This window comes from Citrobacter sp. wls829 (assembly GCF_005280825.1).
GTDB lineage: Bacteria > Pseudomonadota > Gammaproteobacteria > Enterobacterales > Enterobacteriaceae > Citrobacter > Citrobacter gillenii.
Window position 1 is genome coordinate 64,474 of the sequence record NZ_SZWP01000077.1, and the last position, 18,152, is coordinate 82,625.

Annotated in this window: 14 protein-coding genes, 1 tRNA gene and 1 pseudogene; 6 read left to right on the top strand and 10 right to left on the bottom strand. The window is 53.2% G+C overall.

What is annotated here, in order from left to right:
* The first annotated feature begins 117 nt into the window (after positions 1 to 117).
* Positions 118 to 1,386, top strand: a complete 1,269-nt coding sequence (gene rhlB / locus FDW88_RS17785) for an ATP-dependent RNA helicase RhlB (RefSeq protein ID WP_096758950.1) — start codon at positions 118 to 120, stop codon at positions 1,384 to 1,386.
* Positions 1,387 to 1,477: 91 nt separating this feature from the next.
* On the top strand, positions 1,478 to 2,959 hold the full coding sequence (gene gppA, locus FDW88_RS17790; protein ID WP_137363073.1) for a guanosine-5'-triphosphate,3'-diphosphate diphosphatase: 1,482 nt from the start codon (positions 1,478 to 1,480) through the stop codon (positions 2,957 to 2,959).
* Positions 2,960 to 3,006: 47 nt separating this feature from the next.
* Here gppA and rep read toward each other — a convergent pair whose 3' ends face one another.
* A complete protein-coding gene (gene rep, locus FDW88_RS17795) occupies positions 3,007 to 5,028 on the bottom strand; it encodes a DNA helicase Rep (protein WP_115259860.1) in 2,022 nt (673 codons plus the stop codon).
* Positions 5,029 to 5,112: 84 nt separating this feature from the next.
* Here rep and ppiC point away from each other — a divergent pair, with 84 nt between their 5' ends.
* Positions 5,113 to 5,394, top strand: coding sequence for a peptidylprolyl isomerase PpiC (gene ppiC, locus FDW88_RS17800; RefSeq protein WP_015960967.1), 282 nt, complete (start codon positions 5,113 to 5,115; stop codon positions 5,392 to 5,394).
* Between the two features lie 210 nt (positions 5,395 to 5,604).
* On the opposite strand, the gene ilvC is transcribed toward ppiC, so the two are convergent.
* Positions 5,605 to 7,080, bottom strand: coding sequence for a ketol-acid reductoisomerase (gene ilvC, locus FDW88_RS17805; protein WP_137363074.1), 1,476 nt, complete (start codon positions 7,078 to 7,080; stop codon positions 5,605 to 5,607).
* Between the two features lie 151 nt (positions 7,081 to 7,231).
* On the opposite strand from ilvC, the gene ilvY reads away from it, so the two are divergent.
* Positions 7,232 to 8,122: an HTH-type transcriptional activator IlvY gene (gene ilvY, locus FDW88_RS17810; protein ID WP_115259861.1), complete on the top strand. Its 891-nt coding sequence runs from the start codon at positions 7,232 to 7,234 to the stop codon at positions 8,120 to 8,122.
* Positions 8,123 to 8,154: 32 nt separating this feature from the next.
* Here the strand turns inward: ilvY and ilvA are convergent, their stop codons facing one another.
* The 6 genes from ilvA to ilvL form a co-directional block, all read right to left on the bottom strand.
* Entirely contained in the window at positions 8,155 to 9,699 is a 1,545-nt protein-coding gene (ilvA, locus tag FDW88_RS17815; protein WP_096758955.1) for a threonine ammonia-lyase, biosynthetic, read from the bottom strand.
* A gap of 4 nt (positions 9,700 to 9,703) precedes the next feature.
* Positions 9,704 to 11,554: a dihydroxy-acid dehydratase gene (gene ilvD, locus FDW88_RS17820; RefSeq protein ID WP_115259863.1), complete on the bottom strand. Its 1,851-nt coding sequence runs from the start codon at positions 11,552 to 11,554 to the stop codon at positions 9,704 to 9,706.
* Between the two features lie 61 nt (positions 11,555 to 11,615).
* Complete coding sequence (locus FDW88_RS17825; RefSeq protein WP_137363075.1) at positions 11,616 to 12,545, bottom strand: branched-chain amino acid transaminase; 930 nt, start codon at positions 12,543 to 12,545, stop codon at positions 11,616 to 11,618.
* A 17-nt stretch (positions 12,546 to 12,562) separates the two neighbouring features.
* Positions 12,563 to 12,826, bottom strand: a complete 264-nt coding sequence (gene ilvM, locus FDW88_RS17830) for an acetolactate synthase 2 small subunit (protein ID WP_096758958.1) — start codon at positions 12,824 to 12,826, stop codon at positions 12,563 to 12,565.
* Entirely contained in the window at positions 12,823 to 14,469 is a 1,647-nt protein-coding gene (gene ilvG, locus FDW88_RS17835) for an acetolactate synthase 2 catalytic subunit (protein ID WP_117343781.1), read from the bottom strand. Before ilvG ends, ilvM begins: the two co-directional genes overlap by 4 nt.
* 139 nt (positions 14,470 to 14,608) lie before the next feature.
* Positions 14,609 to 14,707, bottom strand: a complete 99-nt coding sequence (gene ilvL / locus FDW88_RS17840; protein ID WP_001311244.1) for an ilv operon leader peptide — start codon at positions 14,705 to 14,707, stop codon at positions 14,609 to 14,611.
* A gap of 353 nt (positions 14,708 to 15,060) precedes the next feature.
* Between ilvL and FDW88_RS17845 the strand changes: the two genes are divergently transcribed.
* Positions 15,061 to 16,581 carry a YifB family Mg chelatase-like AAA ATPase gene (locus tag FDW88_RS17845; RefSeq protein WP_137363076.1) on the top strand — a complete coding sequence of 507 codons (1,521 nt, stop codon included), beginning with the start codon at positions 15,061 to 15,063 and terminating at the stop codon, positions 16,579 to 16,581.
* A 25-nt stretch (positions 16,582 to 16,606) separates the two neighbouring features.
* Here FDW88_RS17845 and maoP read toward each other — a convergent pair whose 3' ends face one another.
* Positions 16,607 to 16,945 (bottom strand): macrodomain Ori organization protein MaoP, encoded by a 339-nt coding sequence (maoP, locus tag FDW88_RS17850; RefSeq protein ID WP_096758961.1) that lies wholly within the window; start codon positions 16,943 to 16,945, stop codon positions 16,607 to 16,609.
* 118 nt (positions 16,946 to 17,063) lie between these two features.
* On the opposite strand from maoP, the pseudogene hdfR reads away from it, so the two are divergent.
* Positions 17,064 to 17,897: pseudogene (gene hdfR / locus FDW88_RS17855) on the top strand (HTH-type transcriptional regulator HdfR).
* A 104-nt stretch (positions 17,898 to 18,001) separates the two neighbouring features.
* Here the strand turns inward: hdfR and FDW88_RS17860 are convergent.
* Positions 18,002 to 18,077: transfer RNA gene (locus FDW88_RS17860), tRNA-Trp, on the bottom strand.
* Between the last annotated feature and the right edge of the window lie 75 nt (positions 18,078 to 18,152).

Consider the following 18,152-nt stretch of genomic DNA (forward strand, 5'->3'; position numbering starts at 1 on the left):
AATAACTCCACAGGAAAAAGCCTGGTGTGTTGGTGTAGCATTAACCAACTAAAGGTTGACTTTATTTCACCGTATACGCTTTCGTAAAGCAATAGTAAGCTGATATTCTACCACACTATGAGCAAAACACATTTAACAGAACAGAAGTTTTCCGACTTCGCACTGCACCCACAGGTGATAGAAGCCCTTGAAAATAAAGGGTTTCATAATTGCACGCCCATTCAGGCACTGGCCCTCCCGCTAACGCTGGCAGGTCGTGATGTCGCAGGACAGGCGCAAACCGGAACCGGGAAAACGATGGCGTTTCTGACGTCAACGTTTCATTATCTTCTCTCTCATCCCGCGATTGCCGATCGCAAGGTGAACCAACCGCGTGCGCTAATTATGGCGCCAACGCGTGAGTTAGCCGTGCAGATCCATGCCGATGCGGAACCGCTGGCGCAAACTACCGGTCTGAAATTAGGCCTGGCTTATGGCGGCGACGGTTACGACAAACAGCTGAAAGTGCTGGAAAGCGGCGTCGATATCCTTATCGGCACCACGGGCCGTCTCATTGACTACGCAAAACAGAACCACATCAACCTGGGTGCCATTCAGGTCGTGGTACTGGATGAAGCCGATCGCATGTACGATCTGGGCTTTATTAAAGATATCCGCTGGCTGTTCCGTCGGATGCCGCCAACCAACCAGCGTCTGAATATGCTGTTTTCCGCGACCCTCTCATACCGCGTTCGCGAACTGGCATTCGAACAAATGAACAACGCCGAGTACGTAGAAGTCGAACCGGAACAGAAGACGGGCCACCGTATCAAAGAAGAGCTCTTCTATCCTTCAAACGAAGAGAAAATGCGTTTACTGCAAACGCTGATCGAAGAAGAGTGGCCAGATCGCGCCATTGTTTTTGCAAACACCAAGCACCGTTGCGAAGATATTTGGGGCAGCCTTGCCGCTGACGGCCATCGCGTCGGTCTGCTGACCGGTGACGTGGCACAGAAAAAACGTCTGCGCATTCTGGAAGAGTTCACCCGTGGCGATCTCGACATTCTGGTTGCAACCGACGTTGCCGCGCGTGGTCTGCATATTCCGGCTGTTACGCATGTATTTAACTATGACCTGCCGGACGACTGCGAAGACTACGTACACCGTATTGGCCGTACCGGCCGTGCAGGCGCAAGCGGACACTCCATCAGCCTGGCCTGTGAAGAGTACGCGTTGAATTTACCTGCCATCGAGACCTATATCGGCCATTCGATTCCGGTCAGCAAGTATAACCCGGATGCACTGATGACCGATTTGCCGAAGCCGCTTCGCCTGACGCGAACGCGCCCTGGCAATGGCCCACGCCGCACCGGTGGTGCTCCGCGTAATCGTCGTCGTTCAGGTTAAGAAACGTTATGCCATACACAAAATCATTCAGCCTGTATCAAGGCGGTGAGAAAACGCAGCCAACACAGATACAGGTTGAAGGATGAAGTGTATGAATTCTACCTCGTTGTATGCAGCAATCGATCTCGGCTCCAATAGTTTTCATATGCTGGTTGTACGCGAGGTAGCGGGAAGCATCCAGACGCTCACGCGGATTAAACGCAAAGTGCGTCTGGCCGCTGGCCTGAATAGTGATAATGCGCTCTCTGCTGAAGCCATGGAGCGCGGTTGGCAGTGTCTACGGCTGTTTGCAGAGCGCCTGCAGGATATTCCTCAGCCACAAATTCGCGTGGTTGCCACGGCAACACTGCGTATCGCCACCAATGCCGACATTTTTATTGCCAAAGCGCAAGAGATCCTCGGCTGTACCGTTCAGGTTATTAGCGGTGAAGAAGAAGCCCGGCTTATTTATCAGGGGGTTGCCCACACCACCGGCGGTGCCGATCAGCGTCTGGTCGTCGATATCGGCGGAGCCAGTACCGAACTGGTCACCGGCTCAGGTGCACAAACCACCTCCTTGTTTAGCCTGTCGATGGGCTGCGTCACGTGGCTCGAACGGTACTTTACCGATCGAAATCTGGCGCAGGAAAACTTTGACGAGGCAGAGAAGGCGGCGCGTGAAGTCTTGCGTCCTGTCGCTGACAATCTACGTTTTCACGGCTGGAAAGTGTGTGTCGGGGCTTCTGGCACCGTACAGGCACTGCAGGAAATCATGATGGCGCAGGGCATGGACGAGCGCATTACGCTGGCAAAACTTCAGCAATTAAAGCAGCGCGCCATTCATTGCGGACGTCTTGAAGAGCTGGAAATCGAAGGGTTAACGCTGGAACGTGCGCTGGTGTTCCCCAGCGGACTGGCAATCCTGATCGCCATTTTCACTGAACTCAATATCCAGTGTATGACCCTTGCTGGCGGCGCATTACGTGAAGGTCTGGTCTATGGCATGCTGCATCTGGCCGTGGACCAGGACATTCGCAGTCGCACGTTGAGAAATATTCAGCGTCGATTTATGGTCGATACCGATCAGGCGCATCGTGTCGCTAATCTGGCAAGCAAATTCCTCGATCAAGTAGAGAAAAAGTGGCATTTGGAAGCTATCAGCCGCGAACTACTGATTAGTGCCTGTCAGTTGCATGAAATTGGACTTAGCGTCGATTTTAAGCAAGCGCCGCAGCATGCGGCCTATCTGGTGCGCAATCTCGATCTTCCGGGATTTACCCCCGCACAGAAAAAACTGTTAGCCACGCTGTTACTCAACCAAACCAACCCGGTCGATCTCTCTTCGCTCCACCAGCAAAACGCGGTGCCGCCGCGTATTGCGGAACATCTTTGCCGTTTGCTCCGTCTGGCGATCATTTTTGCCAGCCGTCGCCGGGACGATTTAGTACCGGAAATTCATCTCGAAGCAAAGAATGAACATCTTACGATAACGCTGCCTGAAGGCTGGCTGGTGCATCATCCGCTGGGTAAAGAGCTTATCGATCAGGAAAGCCAGTGGCAAAGCTATGTCCATTGGCCTTTAGAAGTGCACTAACCCTCAAGTATTGCCGGATAGCCTACGCTTATCCGGCCTACAAAAACCTACTTCTCTTTTGCTTTCGCCATCATTGCCCGAATATTCGCGATGCTGGCTTGCCCTTTCTGCATCCGCTCCTCAGCGCTGACCACTTTTCGCTCCTTCTCCCAGATAATATCGTCCTGCGGTAATTCCAGCAGAAAACGACTCGGCTCCGGACGCACCAGTTCACCGTACTGACGACGCTCTTTACACAGTGTAAAAATCAGTTCTTTCTGCGCGCGAGTGATGCCAACATAGGCCAGACGACGTTCTTCATCGATGTTATCTTCATCAATGCTGCTCTGATGTGGCAAAAAGCCTTCTTCCATGCCCACCATAAACACGTACGGGAACTCCAGCCCTTTGGAGGCATGTAACGTCATGAGTTGTACCTGATCCAACTCTTCTTCACTCTCGCCACGTTCCATCATGTCGCGCAGGGTAAAGCGGGTAACAACCTGGGTCAGCGTCATCGGTTCATCAATATCACTACCTTCCAGCATTTCCGTCATCCAACTGAAGAGTGTATTGACGTTTTTCATACGCATTTCGGCAGCTTTCGGGCTGGGTGAGGTTTCATAGAGCCACGATTCGTAGTCAATGCCGTGGATCAGATCGCGCACAGCCGCAATCGGGTCACGCTCGGCCAGGCGCTGAATTTCACCCAACCACTGTGTAAAGCGGGTCAGCGACTCATAGCCGCGCCCGGTTAGCGTCTGGCTAAGCCCCATATCAAAGCTGGCGGTAAACAGGCTTTTATTACGCGTCATCGCCCACTCGCCCAGTTTTTGCAGCGTCGCTGGACCAATTTCACGTTTTGGCGTATTCACAATACGCAGAAATGCGCTGTCATCATCCGGGTTACTCAGTACCCGCAGATAGGCCAGCAGATCTTTAATCTCCGGACGGGAGAAAAACGACGTGCCGCCAGAAATTTTGTACGGGATGCGGTTCTGCATCAGGAATTTTTCGAACACCCGCGACTGATGATTACCGCGGTACAGAATCGCGTAATCTTTATACTGCGTCTTGTTAACAAAGTGGTGGGCAATCAGTTCGCCGGTCACGCGCTCTGCTTCATGTTCTTCGTTATTGGCGCTTAATACCTTAAGTTCGACACCGTAACCCAGCTCGGAAAAAAGTCGTTTTTCAAAAACATGTGGGTTGTTGGCAATGAGGATGTTTGCCGCTTTCAGGATACGTCCGGAAGAACGGTAGTTCTGTTCCAGCTTAACCACCTGCAACGCCGGGAAATCTTTGCTCAGCAGCACCAGGTTTTGCGGACGTGCACCGCGCCAGGAATAGATAGACTGGTCGTCATCGCCCACCACGGTAAAGCGCGCACGGCTACCCACCAGCAGTTTTACCAGCTCGTACTGGCTGGTGTTGGTATCCTGATATTCATCCACCAGCAGATAACGAATCTTGTTCTGCCAGCGTTCACGGACCTCTTCATTGCGCTGAAGCAGCAGCGTAGGCAGCAAAATCAGATCGTCAAAATCGAGGACGTTACACGCTTTCATGTGCGCGTCGTACAAACCGTAGCAGTGGGCAAAAATACGATCGCGCTCGCCTTTGGCGCTGGCTGCCGCCTGTGAGGGCGTCATCAGATCATTTTTCCAGTTGGAGATCGTCGAGATCAGCTGCTGGAGGATCAACTTATCGTCTTCGATGAGCCCTTCGGTCAATTCCTTCAGCAACGCCACCTGGTCGGTGTCATCGAACAATGAAAAGTTCGACTTCATGCCCAGCGCTGCGTATTCACGCTTGATAATGTCCAGCCCCAGGGTGTGGAAGGTGGAGATCATCAGCCCGCGCGCCTCTTTACGGCCCAGCGTCTGCGCCACACGCTCTTTCATCTCACGCGCGGCCTTGTTGGTAAAGGTCACCGCCGCAATATGCCGTGCCTGATAGCCGCAAACGCGGATTAGGTGCGCAATTTTGTTGGTGATCACGCGGGTTTTGCCGGAGCCAGCACCCGCCAGCACCAGGCAGGGTCCGGTGACGAATTCGACGGCTTGTTGTTGTCCGGGGTTTAAACGCATAAAGATCACTCAATGAAAGTCGGGAGGGGAGATTTAGAGCATGGTAGTATAGCCAGCCTCAACCACCCCACTCAAGGCACGATCATGGCAAAAACAGCAGCAGCACTGCATATCCTTGTTAAAGAAGAGAAACTGGCACTGGATCTTCTGGAGCAAATTAAAAATGGTGCCGACTTCGAGAAGCTGGCGAAGAAACACTCCACCTGCCCGTCAGGTAAGAAAGGCGGCCATCTGGGTGAATTCCGTCAGGGCCAGATGGTTCCGGCGTTTGATAAAGTGGTCTTCTCCTGCCCGGTGCTGGAGCCAACAGGCCCGCTGCACACCCAGTTCGGTTACCACATCATTAAAGTGCTGTACCGTAACTAATAGAAAGCCCGGAGTATAAACCTCCGGGCTTTTTTGCCTGATAGCGCTTCGCTTATCAGGCCTACTAAATTCTATAAATATGACATTCTTCTATGCATTTCGTCTTAGCGGAAGGCGGCAAGGAAGTTCATCTCCAGTCACATAGATAACTATGTGACTGGAGTGTACGAACGTAGCCAACGCATCAGCAAGTTGAAAGACGACGGGGAATTAGCCTGCGACGGCGATACGCTTCATGTCAGTCATGTAGCCGCGCAGTTTCTGACCAACTTCTTCAATCGCATGGCTACGAATAGCGTCATTGACGTCACGCAGCTGAGCATTATCTACCGCACCTTCAGCAATGGCTTTGCCCAGGTCACCAGTTTGCAGCGTGGTCATGAACTCTTTCAGCAGCGGTACGCAAGCGTAAGAGAACAGGTAGTTACCGTACTCAGCGGTATCGGAGATCACCACGTTCATTTCATACAGACGCTTACGGGCGATAGTGTTGGCAATCAGCGGCAGCTCATGCAGTGATTCGTAGTAAGCCGACTCTTCGATGATGCCGGAATCCACCATGGTTTCGAATGCCAGCTCAACGCCCGCTTTCACCATCGCGATCATCAGAACGCCTTTATCGAAGTACTCCTGCTCGCCGATTTTACCGTCAAACTGAGCGGCGGTTTCGAACGCGGTTTTACCGGTCTCTTCACGCCAGGTCAGCAGTTTCTTATCGTCGTTAGCCCAGTCAGCCATCATGCCGGAAGAGAATTCGCCGGAGATGATGTCGTCCATATGTTTCTGGAACAGCGGCGCCATGATTTCTTTCAGCTGTTCGGACAGCGCGTAAGCACGCAGCTTTGCTGGGTTAGACAGACGGTCCATCATCAGGGTGATGCCGCCCTGCTTCAGCGCTTCGGTGATGGTTTCCCAGCCGAACTGAATCAGTTTTTCCGCGTATGCCGGATCAGTTCCTTCTTCCACCAGCTTGTCGAAGCACAGCAGAGAACCGGCCTGCAGCATACCGCACAGGATAGTCTGCTCGCCCATCAGGTCAGATTTCACTTCCGCGACGAAAGAGGATTCCAGCACACCCGCACGGTGACCGCCGGTTGCGGCTGCCCAGGCTTTAGCAATTGCCATGCCTTCGCCTTTCGGATCGTTTTCCGGGTGAACCGCGATAAGCGTCGGTACACCGAAACCTCGTTTGTACTCTTCACGCACTTCGGTACCCGGGCACTTCGGCGCAACCATCACGACGGTAATGTCTTTACGGATCTGTTCGCCCACTTCCACGATGTTGAAACCGTGGGAATAGCCCAGCGCCGCGCCGTCTTTCATCAGCGGCTGTACGGAACGCACCACGTCGGAGTGCTGTTTGTCTGGCGTCAGGTTAACCACCAGGTCAGCCTGCGGAACCAGCTCTTCGTAGGTACCGACTTTAAAGCCGTTTTCGGTCGCTTTACGCCATGAAGCGCGCTTCTCAGCAATCGCCTCTTTACGCAGTGCGTAGGCGATATCCAGACCGGAGTCACGCATGTTCAGGCCTTGGTTCAGACCCTGAGCACCACAGCCGATGATGACCACTTTTTTACCCTGAAGGTAGCTCGCGCCATCGGCGAATTCATCGCGGCTCATAAAGCGACATTTACCCAGCTGTGCCAGCTGCTGGCGCAGGTTCAGTGTATTAAAGTAGTTAGCCATGATGGTGTACTCCATGATGTTGTGTGTCTTATTGTTCGGTTCGCTTTTGCGAGAATGAACCCACTATATGACAGGAAATTTATTGCGGAAATTGATATATTCACAACGTCACGTTGCAATTTATGCAATGTAAAATCGTGGAGTGCGAGCCGTGGATTTACGCGATCTAAAAACCTTCCTGCACCTGGCGGAAAGCCGCCACTTTGGCCGCAGCGCGCGGGCGATGCACGTCAGCCCCTCCACGCTTTCCCGGCAGATTCAGCGACTCGAAGAGGATCTTGGCCAGGCGCTGTTCGTGCGGGATAACCGCACGGTCACGCTGACCGAAGCGGGCGAAGAGCTGCGCATTTTTGCCCAGCAGACGTTATTGCAGTATCAGCAACTGCGCCACACCCTCGATCAGCAGGGACCCTCGCTGTCGGGCGAGCTGCATATCTTCTGTTCGGTCACCGCCGCCTACAGCCATCTGCCGCCAATCCTTGATCGCTTTCGCGCAGAACACCCGTCGGTCGAAATTAAACTGTCTACCGGCGATGCCGCCGATGCGATGGAAAAAGTGGTCACCGGAGAAGCGGATCTGGCAATAGCCGGGAAACCGGAAACCCTGCCTGGTGCGGTGGCATTCTCTATGCTGGAAAATCTGGCGGTGGTGTTAATTGCTCCGGCATTGCCGTGTCCGGTACGCAATCAGGTGTCCATCGATGATCCCGACTGGTCCACTGTGCCGTTTATCATGGCCGACCAGGGCCCGGTACGCCGCCGCATTGAGCTGTGGTTCCGCCGTCATAAAATCAGTAATCCATCAATCTATGCCACGGTCGGCGGTCACGAGGCGATGGTCTCGATGGTGGCGCTGGGCTGCGGCGTGGCTCTGCTGCCGGAAGTGGTGCTGGAAAACAGTCCGGAGCCGGTGCGTAACCGCGTGATGATTTTAGAACGTAGCGACGAGAAAACGCCGTTTGAGCTGGGCGTTTGCGTACAAAAAAAGCGGCTGCATGAGCCGCTGATTGAGGCATTCTGGAGCTTGCTGCCTGGCCACTAATGCCGGATGGCGGCACAAGCGCCTTATCCGGCCTACCCTGCCAGAAAGAACCTGAACGCCGGGTTATGACTCTCATCATGGCAGTCGTAGCCCAGTTCGTTGATCCGCGTTTCAAAATCCGGCTCATGATCGCCCAATTCAAACGCCGCCAGCACGCGACCATAGTCGGTGCCGTGACTGCGATAATGGAACAACGAGATATTCCAGTGGGTCCCTAAGGTATGCAGGAATTTCAGCAGCGCCCCTGGCGACTCGGGGAACTCAAAGCTGTAAAGACGTTCCTGTAGCGGTTTCGAGGGGCGTCCACCGACCATATAGCGCACGTGTAGCTTGGCCATTTCATCATCGGACAGATCCACCACGCTGTAACCGCCGTCGCTAAGCAACTGGAGGATTTCTTTGCGCTCTTCCAGACCGCGGCTCAGGCGTACGCCGACAAAAATGCAGGCATCTTTCGCATCGGCAAACCGGTAGTTAAATTCGGTCACCGAACGTCCACCCAACAGCTGGCAGAATTTCAGGAAACTCCCCTTTTCTTCCGGGATTGTCACCGCCAGCAGCGCTTCACGTTGTTCACCCAGCTCGCAGCGTTCAGACACATAGCGCAGGCCGTGGAAATTGACGTTGGCACCGGACAGCACGTGCGCCAGACGTTCACCACGAATATTGTGCTGGGCGATGTATTTTTTCATCCCCGCCAGCGCCAGTGCACCAGACGGCTCCGCCACCGCACGCACGTCTTCGAACAAGTCTTTCATCGCCGCGCAGATTGCATCGCTATCAACGGTGATAATGTCGTCGAGGTATTCCTGACACAGGCGGAAGGTTTCATCACCGATGCGTTTCACCGCCACGCCTTCAGCAAACAGGCCTACGCGCGGCAGATCGACCGGGTGGCCCGCATCCAGTGCCGCCTTCAGGCAGGCTGAGTCTTCGGCTTCCACGGCAATAACTTTGATTTGTGGCATCAGCTGTTTAATCAGCACCGCCACACCCGCCGCCAGACCGCCGCCGCCAACCGGAACAAATATCCGATCGAGATGCGCATCCTGCTGCAGCAGCTCAAGCGCCAGTGTGCCCTGCCCGGCAATCACCATCGGGTGATCGAATGGCGGAACCCAGGTGAAACCTTGTTGCTGTGCCAGTTCAATCGCTTTGGCTTTCGCTTCATCAAAATTGGCACCGTGCAGCAGCACTTCGCCACCGAAACTGCGAACGGCATCGACTTTGATATCCGCGGTAGCCGTTGGCATGACGATCAGCGCCTTCACCCCAAGGCGCGCAGAGGAGAAGGCCACGCCCTGAGCATGGTTTCCTGCCGACGCGGTGATCACGCCCTGCGCTTTTTGCGCTTCAGTCAGGCCCGCCATCATCGCGTAGGCCCCGCGCAGCTTGAAACTGTGTACCGGCTGTCGGTCTTCGCGCTTCACCAGGACCACGTTATCGAGGCGCGAAGAGAGTTTTTCCATTTTTTGCAGCGGCGTAACCTGCACCGCTTCATAGACCGGCGCACGCAGCACCGCCCTGAGATATTCTGCCCCCTCAGGAGAGCCGGACAGGGGTTGTGAATCAGCCATGGTATTAGCCCCCCAGCTTCGATTTATCGCGCACCGCGCCTTTGTCAGCGCTGGTTGCCAGGCTGGCATAGGCACGCAGCGCGAAGGAGACCTGACGCTGGCGATCTTTTGGCGTCCAGGCTTTGTCACCGCGAGCATCCTGCGCTTCACGACGGGCCGCGATCTCCGCATCGCTCAACAACAGCTCAATGCCACGATTCGGGATATCAATCGCAATCATGTCGCCATCTTCAATAATCGCGATGTTACCGCCGCTCGCCGCTTCCGGAGAAACGTGACCGATAGACAGACCTGACGTCCCGCCGGAGAAACGACCGTCGGTGATCAAGGCACAGGCTTTACCCAGCCCCATGGATTTCAGGAAGGTAGTTGGGTAGAGCATTTCCTGCATCCCTGGTCCGCCTTTCGGTCCTTCGTAGCGAATCACCACCACATCACCAGCAACCACTTTGCCACCGAGGATAGCTTCAACGGCATCATCCTGACTTTCGTAGACTTTCGCCGGGCCGGTGAATTTCAGGATGCTGTCATCCACGCCTGCGGTTTTCACGATACAGCCGTTTTCCGCAAAGTTACCGTACAGTACCGCCAGACCGCCGTCTTTGCTGTAAGCGTGTTCCAGCGAGCGAATACAGCCTTCAGCGCGATCGTCATCCAGCGTGTCCCAGCGACAATCCTGCGAGAACGCCTGGGTGGTACGAACGCCAGCCGGGCCGGCGCGGAACATGTTTTTCACCGCCTCATCCTGGGTCAGCATGACATCATAGCGATCCAGGGTTTGTGGCAGGGTCAACCCCAGCACGTTTTTCACATCACGATTCAATAACTCGGCACGATCCAACTCGCCTAAAATCCCCAGCACACCGCCCGCGCGGTGAACATCTTCCATATGGTATTTCTGGGTGCTCGGCGCGACTTTACACAGCTGCGGCACTTTGCGGGACAGCTTGTCGATATCACTCATGGTGAAGTCGATTTCGGCTTCCTGTGCAGCCGCCAGCAGGTGCAGAACGGTGTTCGTGGACCCCCCCATGGCGATATCCAGGGTCATGGCATTTTCAAACGCCGCCTTGTTGGCAATATTGCGCGGCAGCGCAGAATCATCATTCTGTTCGTAATAGCGTTTGGTCAGCTCAACGATACGTGAACCCGCATTGAGGAACAGCTGTTTACGATCGGCGTGGGTGGCCAGCAGCGAACCGTTACCCGGCTGCGACAGGCCCAGCGCTTCAGTCAGGCAGTTCATCGAGTTAGCGGTGAACATCCCCGAACAGGAACCACAGGTCGGACAGGCGGAGCGCTCAATCTGATCGCTTTGCGAATCAGAGACTTTCGGGTCCGCACCCTGAATCATCGCATCCACCAGATCGAGTTTGATTATCTGATCTGAGAGTTTGGTTTTACCGGCTTCCATCGGGCCGCCGGACACAAAGATCACCGGGATGTTCAGGCGCAGGGAAGCCATTAACATCCCCGGGGTGATTTTGTCGCAGTTAGAGATACAGACCATCGCATCGGCGCAGTGGGCGTTCACCATGTACTCCACCGAATCGGCGATCAGCTCACGTGACGGCAGGGAATACAGCATGCCCCCGTGGCCCATGGCGATACCGTCATCCACGGCGATAGTATTAAACTCTTTGGCTACGCCGCCGGAGGCTTCGATCTGTTCGGCAACCAGCTTACCGAGATCGCGCAGATGCACGTGGCCCGGCACGAACTGGGTAAACGAGTTTACGACGGCGATAATCGGCTTACCGAAGTCATCGTCAGTCATCCCGGTGGCGCGCCACAGCGCGCGGGCTCCCGCCATATTGCGGCCATGTGTTGTTGTGGCGGAACGATACTTAGGCATGCTTTATTTACTCCCGTCTGACTATTTAAATGGGACGGTGCGTGCCGTCCCAAATTTATACTTAGTGATTAACCTGATCCAACCAGCCGTATTTATCTTCCGTTTCACCGGTGAAGAGGCCAAAGAAGGTCTGCTGGATGCGCTTGGTGACCGGGCCACAACGGCCTTCACCCACCTGGATACCGTCAACGCTGCGCACCGGGGTAATTTCTGCCGCCGTACCGGACATGAACACTTCATCGGCCAGATACAACGACTCACGAGACAGCACCTGTTCACGCACTTCGATATCGAGGTCTTTCGCCAGTTTGATAATCGCATCACGTGTGATGCCCGGTAGCGCGGAAGAGGTAAACGGTGGAGTAAACAGAATGCCGTCTTTAACTTCAAACAGGTTTTCACCCGCGCCTTCGGAGATGTAGCCGTTCACATCCAGCGCAATACCTTCCTGATAACCATGACGACGCGCTTCGCTACCCACCAGCAGTGAAGACAGGTAGTTACCACCCGCCTTGGCGGCGGTAGGAATGGTGTTGGGTGCGACACGGTTCCAGGAAGAAACCATCGCGTCGATCCCCTGATCCAGGGCATCAGCACCCAGGTAAGCCCCCCACGGGAACGCAGCAATGATCACATCCGTGGTGTATCCCGCCGGTGGGTTAACGCCCATGCCGACATCGCCAACAAACACCAGCGGGCGGATGTACGCACTGGTCAGGTTATTTTTACGGATCACCGCACGGCAAGCTTCCATCAACTCATCAACGCTCTGAGAAACCGGAAAACGATAAATTTTGGCTGAATCACGCAGACGCTGCATGTGCTCGCGATGACGGAACACCACCGGCCCTTTGTGAGAATCATAGCAACGGATACCTTCAAATACTGATGTACCGTAGTGCAGCGCATGGGACATCACGTGAACCTTCGCGTCTTCCCAACGAATCATCTCGCCATTAGACCAAATGAAATCAGCTTTTTTCGTCGTCATTTCTCTTCCTTTTGCGCTCAGGCGCGAATTTGTTGTGATGTGGTTGTGCTCTGGCAGATAGCAACATGTGCAACATCGACCAGTTTACTTAACTGACTAAACAGTAAGTCGACCGACCGTGGGCTGGCAACGGTCAATTCAATATTTATATTCTGCGCATCGCTGGCAGCATTCATATTCATGGAGCACACCTGAAAACCACGATGGCGTACCACGCGCAAAACACGTTCTAACGTTTCCGGATTGAAACGAGCCTCAACGGCGACCTGATGTTGCATCATGATGATTTCTCCAGCATTTCTGAGTTACTGGCACCAGGAGGTACCAGAGGCCAGACATTCTCAAGTTCGTCGATTGAGACATGAAGCAGGTATGGCCCATTACTGTTCAGCATGGTGTCGAGAGCCGCTTCAACCTGGTCTTTACGGGTGATGTGTTGGCCAGGGATGCCGAAGGCGCCGGCCAACATAAGGAAATCGGGATTATCGGTCAGGGTAGTTTCGCTATAGCGTTCCTGGAAAAACAGCTGCTGCCATTGTCGCACCATGCCTAACCGCTGGTTGTCGAGTAAGACGATTTTCAGTGGCAACTGCTTGCGTTTTACGGTGCCCAGCTCCTGCACATTCATCATGAAGGAGCCGTCACCGGAGATACAGATGACCGTATCATTCGGACGGGCCACCTGCGCCCCCACTGCTGCAGGTAAGCCAAAACCCATCGTCCCCAGGCCGCTGGAGGTGATGAAGTTCTCCGGGCGAGTGTAGGTCATGTGTTGTGCTGACCACATCTGATGCTGACCAACATCCGTCGTCACCACGCTATCTTTATGTTTCCTTTCGGACAGCTGTTTTAACAACAGCGGAGCGTAAATAGCCTCCCCCGGATGATCATAGCGCCAGGCATGTTCTGCACGCATGTCGGCGGCATACTGGCACCATTCGTTGATGGCCAGCGGTTGTTGCAATGCAGGTAACAGCGTATTTAAATCGCCTTGCAGCGCAACGTGTGCCAGGCGCAGTTTGTTCATCTCGGCCGGATCGATATCCATGTGGATCACGCTGGCATTGGGGGCGAAAGTGTTCAGCTTGCCAGTCACCCGGTCATCAAAACGCGCACCGACGGCGATCAGCAAATCGCACTCCTGCACCGCAAAGTTTGCCGCTTTGGTGCCATGCATGCCCAGCATACCCAGATAGTACGGGTAATCTGCATCCACAGCGCCAAGGCCTTTCAACGTACAAACCACCGGCACATGCGTTGCAGCAATAAACTCACGCAGCGCTGGAACTGCCTGCGCCATCCCTACGCCACCACCTACGTACAGTACGGGTTTCTGTGCCTTAGCCAACATCTTGCGGGCTTGTTCAATCTCAGCATGTGGGAAAGCTACTGCGTTTTCGACGGTGGTGAAATAGGGCTCCAGCGTACCACTGGCTAACTGAATGTCTTTCGGGATATCAACCAGAACCGGACCCGGACGACCAGAGTTCGCCACGTCGAAGGCCTCGGCCATGATACGCGGCAGCTCTTCCAGCGACTGCACCAGGAAACTATGCTTGGTACATGACAGCGACATGCCGAGTACATCCACTTCCTGGAACGCATCGGTGCCGATAAACGGGGAAGAGACTTGACCAGTGATCGCCACAACGGGAACGGAATCTAACAGCGCATCTGCCAGGCCGGTGATCAGGTTGGTTGCACCAGGACCGGAAGTCGCGATACAGACACCGGTTTTACCGGTTGAGCGGGCATAGCCAATCGCCGCCATCGCCGCCCCCTGCTCGTGTCGACACAACAGGTGTTCTACGCCGCCGTCGTACAACGCATCGTAAACCGGCATAATTGCGCCACCGGGATAGCCAAAGACGGTTTTCACCCCTTGTGCACGCAACGCATGTACCACCCACTGTGCCCCATTCATAGTTACATCCCCGCCGTAAATCTTGAGAAACAGAATTTTATGCTAGTGTTCACTTTCTGCTCCTCGTTTAAGTTTTTAAGGTCAAAAAAAACCCCCGAACCTTTCGGTGCGGGGGTCTTAGTTCGTTAAGGCTTGTTTTTTAAGCCTTTCCTCGTCCAAGTGCAGCCCCGCACGGTGGGATAATAATCACCACCACGCTAATCACGACCAGGCTAATCACTCGTAGAAGGGCTGTCATTTTTGTATTTTCTTGCATCTTGTTCGAAGGAATACCTAAAGAGTTACCATAGAGTTTCACTATGGCACAAGATATTTCTGCATTCATTTTTCTGACACGGTTAACGGTTTCTATAAATCGCGTTGTTTTTTATACAAAAAATAGAAAATGAAAATATTTCACGTTATTCAGTAAACACGATCATGTTTTCCCTCTGCAGGCGGCACTTTGAGCGGCGCTTGTGAGCGTTGTTCCAGAGGTTACGTAAAATATTAACCCTTGCATAAAAATACATGAATCAGCATCTAAAAGTATCAATCAAGCAAGATATCGTCGCCATCTATTAAGACATAATGCCTGCATCAGGAGGGGTTATGTCACTGTCGATAGTCCACACGCGCGCCGCATTAGGCGTCAATGCACCACCCATTACTATTGAAGTCCATATTAGTAATGGCTTGCCCGGTTTAACCATGGTTGGACTACCCGAAACCACCGTGAAAGAGGCTCGAGATCGAGTTCGCAGTGCGATTATTAATAGCGGGTATGAATTTCCGGCCAAGAAGATAACCATCAACCTTGCCCCGGCAGATCTGCCTAAAGAAGGAGGGAGATATGATTTACCTATCGCCATTGCGCTTCTGGCTGCGTCAGAGCAGCTTACAACACATAATCTCGATACTTATGAGTTAGTCGGTGAACTAGCGCTTACAGGTGCTCTACGTGGCGTTCCCGGAGCAATATCCAGCGCAACTGAAGCAATTCGCGCAGGTAGGCGAATTATTGTCGCAAAAGAGAACGCTGCAGAAGTGGGGCTAATACACGGCGAGGGCTGCCTGATTGCCGATCACCTGCAAGCCGTGTGCGCATTTCTCGAAGGTAAGCATGAATTAGAAAGGCCTGTTTGCGTAGAGATTCCACCTTCAGGCTCATCTGATGACCTCAGTGACGTCATCGGCCAGGAACAGGGCAAGCGAGGGCTGGAGATTACCGCTGCAGGCGGCCACAATCTCTTGCTCATCGGCCCGCCGGGTACGGGAAAAACGATGCTTGCCAGTCGCCTTCGCGGATTGTTACCACCGTTAAGTAATGATGAGGCTCTGGAAAGCGCGGCAATTCTCAGCCTGGTCAATTCCGACACCATACAAAAACAGTGGAAGCAACGCCCCTTTCGCTCACCCCATCACAGCGCGTCCTTAACCGCAATGGTAGGAGGAGGATCGATACCGGCACCGGGTGAGATTTCTCTGGCACATAACGGCATATTATTTCTGGATGAATTGCCCGAGTTTGAACGCCGTACGCTGGATGCCCTGCGTGAGCCTATTGAATCCGGACAGATTCATTTATCACGCACCCGGGCAAAAATAACCTACCCGGCACGCTTTCAATTGATAGCAGCAATGAATCCAAGCCCAACAGGGCACTATCAGGGAAACCACAACCGTTGTACCCCAGAGCAAACGCTACGTTACCTCAATCGCTTATCTGGCCCTTTTCTCGACCGCTTCGATTTGTCCCTCGAAATACCCCTTCCACCGCCCGGTATACTCAGTCAGCGAGCAGCAAAGGGAGAAAACAGTGAGACGGTGAAGAAACGGGTTATGGCCGCGCGTGAGCGCCAGTATCAGCGGCAAAATAAGTTAAATGCGCATCTGGGCAGCCAGGATATACATCAATTCTGCGTCTTACACAGGGATGACGCACGCTGGCTGGAGGGAACGTTAGCACATCTTGGATTGTCCATCCGCGCATGGCTGCGCTTGATAAAGGTCGCTCGCACAATTGCGGATATTGAGCAATGTGACCAGATCACCCGTCAACATTTACAGGAAGCCGTTGGCTATCGGGCAATAGACAGGTTGTTAATCCATTTACAGAAACTACTGGCATAAAAAAAGGGCTTTCGCCCTTTTTTTATTAATCCTCTGACTCGGTGTAATCTTCCGCACCTTCTACCTGAGGTTTGCCGCCAGACAGCGTGTGGAAACGTTTTGGACGCTTAATACGCGTCATGTATTTAGACCACACACGTTCCGCTTCGGTAACCGGCTCACGTTCACCACGGCATACCGCCACAAACAACTTCTCTTCTTCAGTTACCGGCTCACGCTTGCCCAGATCCAGCTCATTAAAGGCATAACCGTGACGCTCAAGCAGCTGTGCCTCTTTAATGGTGAAATCACCATGACGGGAGAATCCGCGGGGGTAATATTTATTGTCGAAATATCGATTAGTCGTCGTAAAGCTTTCCGCCATCCTGCACGCTCCTAATTCTTTGGCCGAGCTATTTATGGCGCGGAGTATTAGTTACGCTTGACAGAGCGTCAAACAAAAGATTTAAATCATAACGACAAATAATTTTATGGAGTGAGTTGTGGATACGGAATTGTTAAAGACTTTCCTGGAAGTTAGCCGAACGCGCCACTTTGGCCGGGCAGCTGAAGCGCTCTATTTGACCCAATCGGCGGTCAGTTTTCGCATCAGACAACTGGAAAATCAACTGGGTGTGAACCTCTTCACCCGACACAGAAACAATATCCGTTTAACCGCTGCGGGTGAAAAATTATTGCCATATGCTGAAACGCTGATGAATACGTGGCAAGCAGCACGTAAGGAGGTCGCAAATACCTCACGCCATAATGAGTTCTCTATCGGTGCCAGCGCTTCCCTTTGGGAATGCATGCTCAATGGCTGGCTGGGTCGTTTATATCAGTCGCAGGTGCCGCAAACCAGCCTGCAGTTTGAAGCCAGGATCGCGCAGCGCCAGTCGCTAGTAAAGCAACTCCATGAACGACAGCTTGATCTGCTGATTACTACTGAATCCCCAAAAATGGACGAATTTAGCAGTCAACTACTGGGGTATTTCACGCTGGCGCTCTATTGCAGCGCTCCATAACAAACAAAAGATGAACTGAATTATCTGCGTCTGGAGTGGGGACCTGATTTTCAACAACACGAAGCGGGATTAGTTGCCGGCGACGAAGTACCAGTGCTAACCACCAGTTCTGCTGAGCTAGCAAGACAGCAACTTCCTGTACTGAAGGGTTTTAGTTGGCTTCCCGTGTGTTGGGCGAAAACAAAAAGCGATCTCCATATAGTTTCTGACAGCACGACACTTTCACGTCCGTTGTATGCGGTCTGGCTACAAAATAGCGATAAACATACGCTTATCTGCGATCTGCTGAAAACGAATATTCTGGATGATTAAAATGGACGCTGGCAAGGATGCCGGAAACAGGAAATAAACAGTATGAAGGTGGCGTCATTTTCAGATAAAAAAAAATCCTTAGCAAAAATGCTAAGGATTGTTTCTGGCAGGGGCGGAGAGACTCGAACTCGCGACACCCGGTTTTGGAGACCGGTGCTCTACCAACTGAGCTACGCCCCTATATTTCTTATCATTAAGCCTGCTAAGGTAGCAGGCTTAATTTTCTAATAAGTGGCGGAACGGACGGGACTCGAA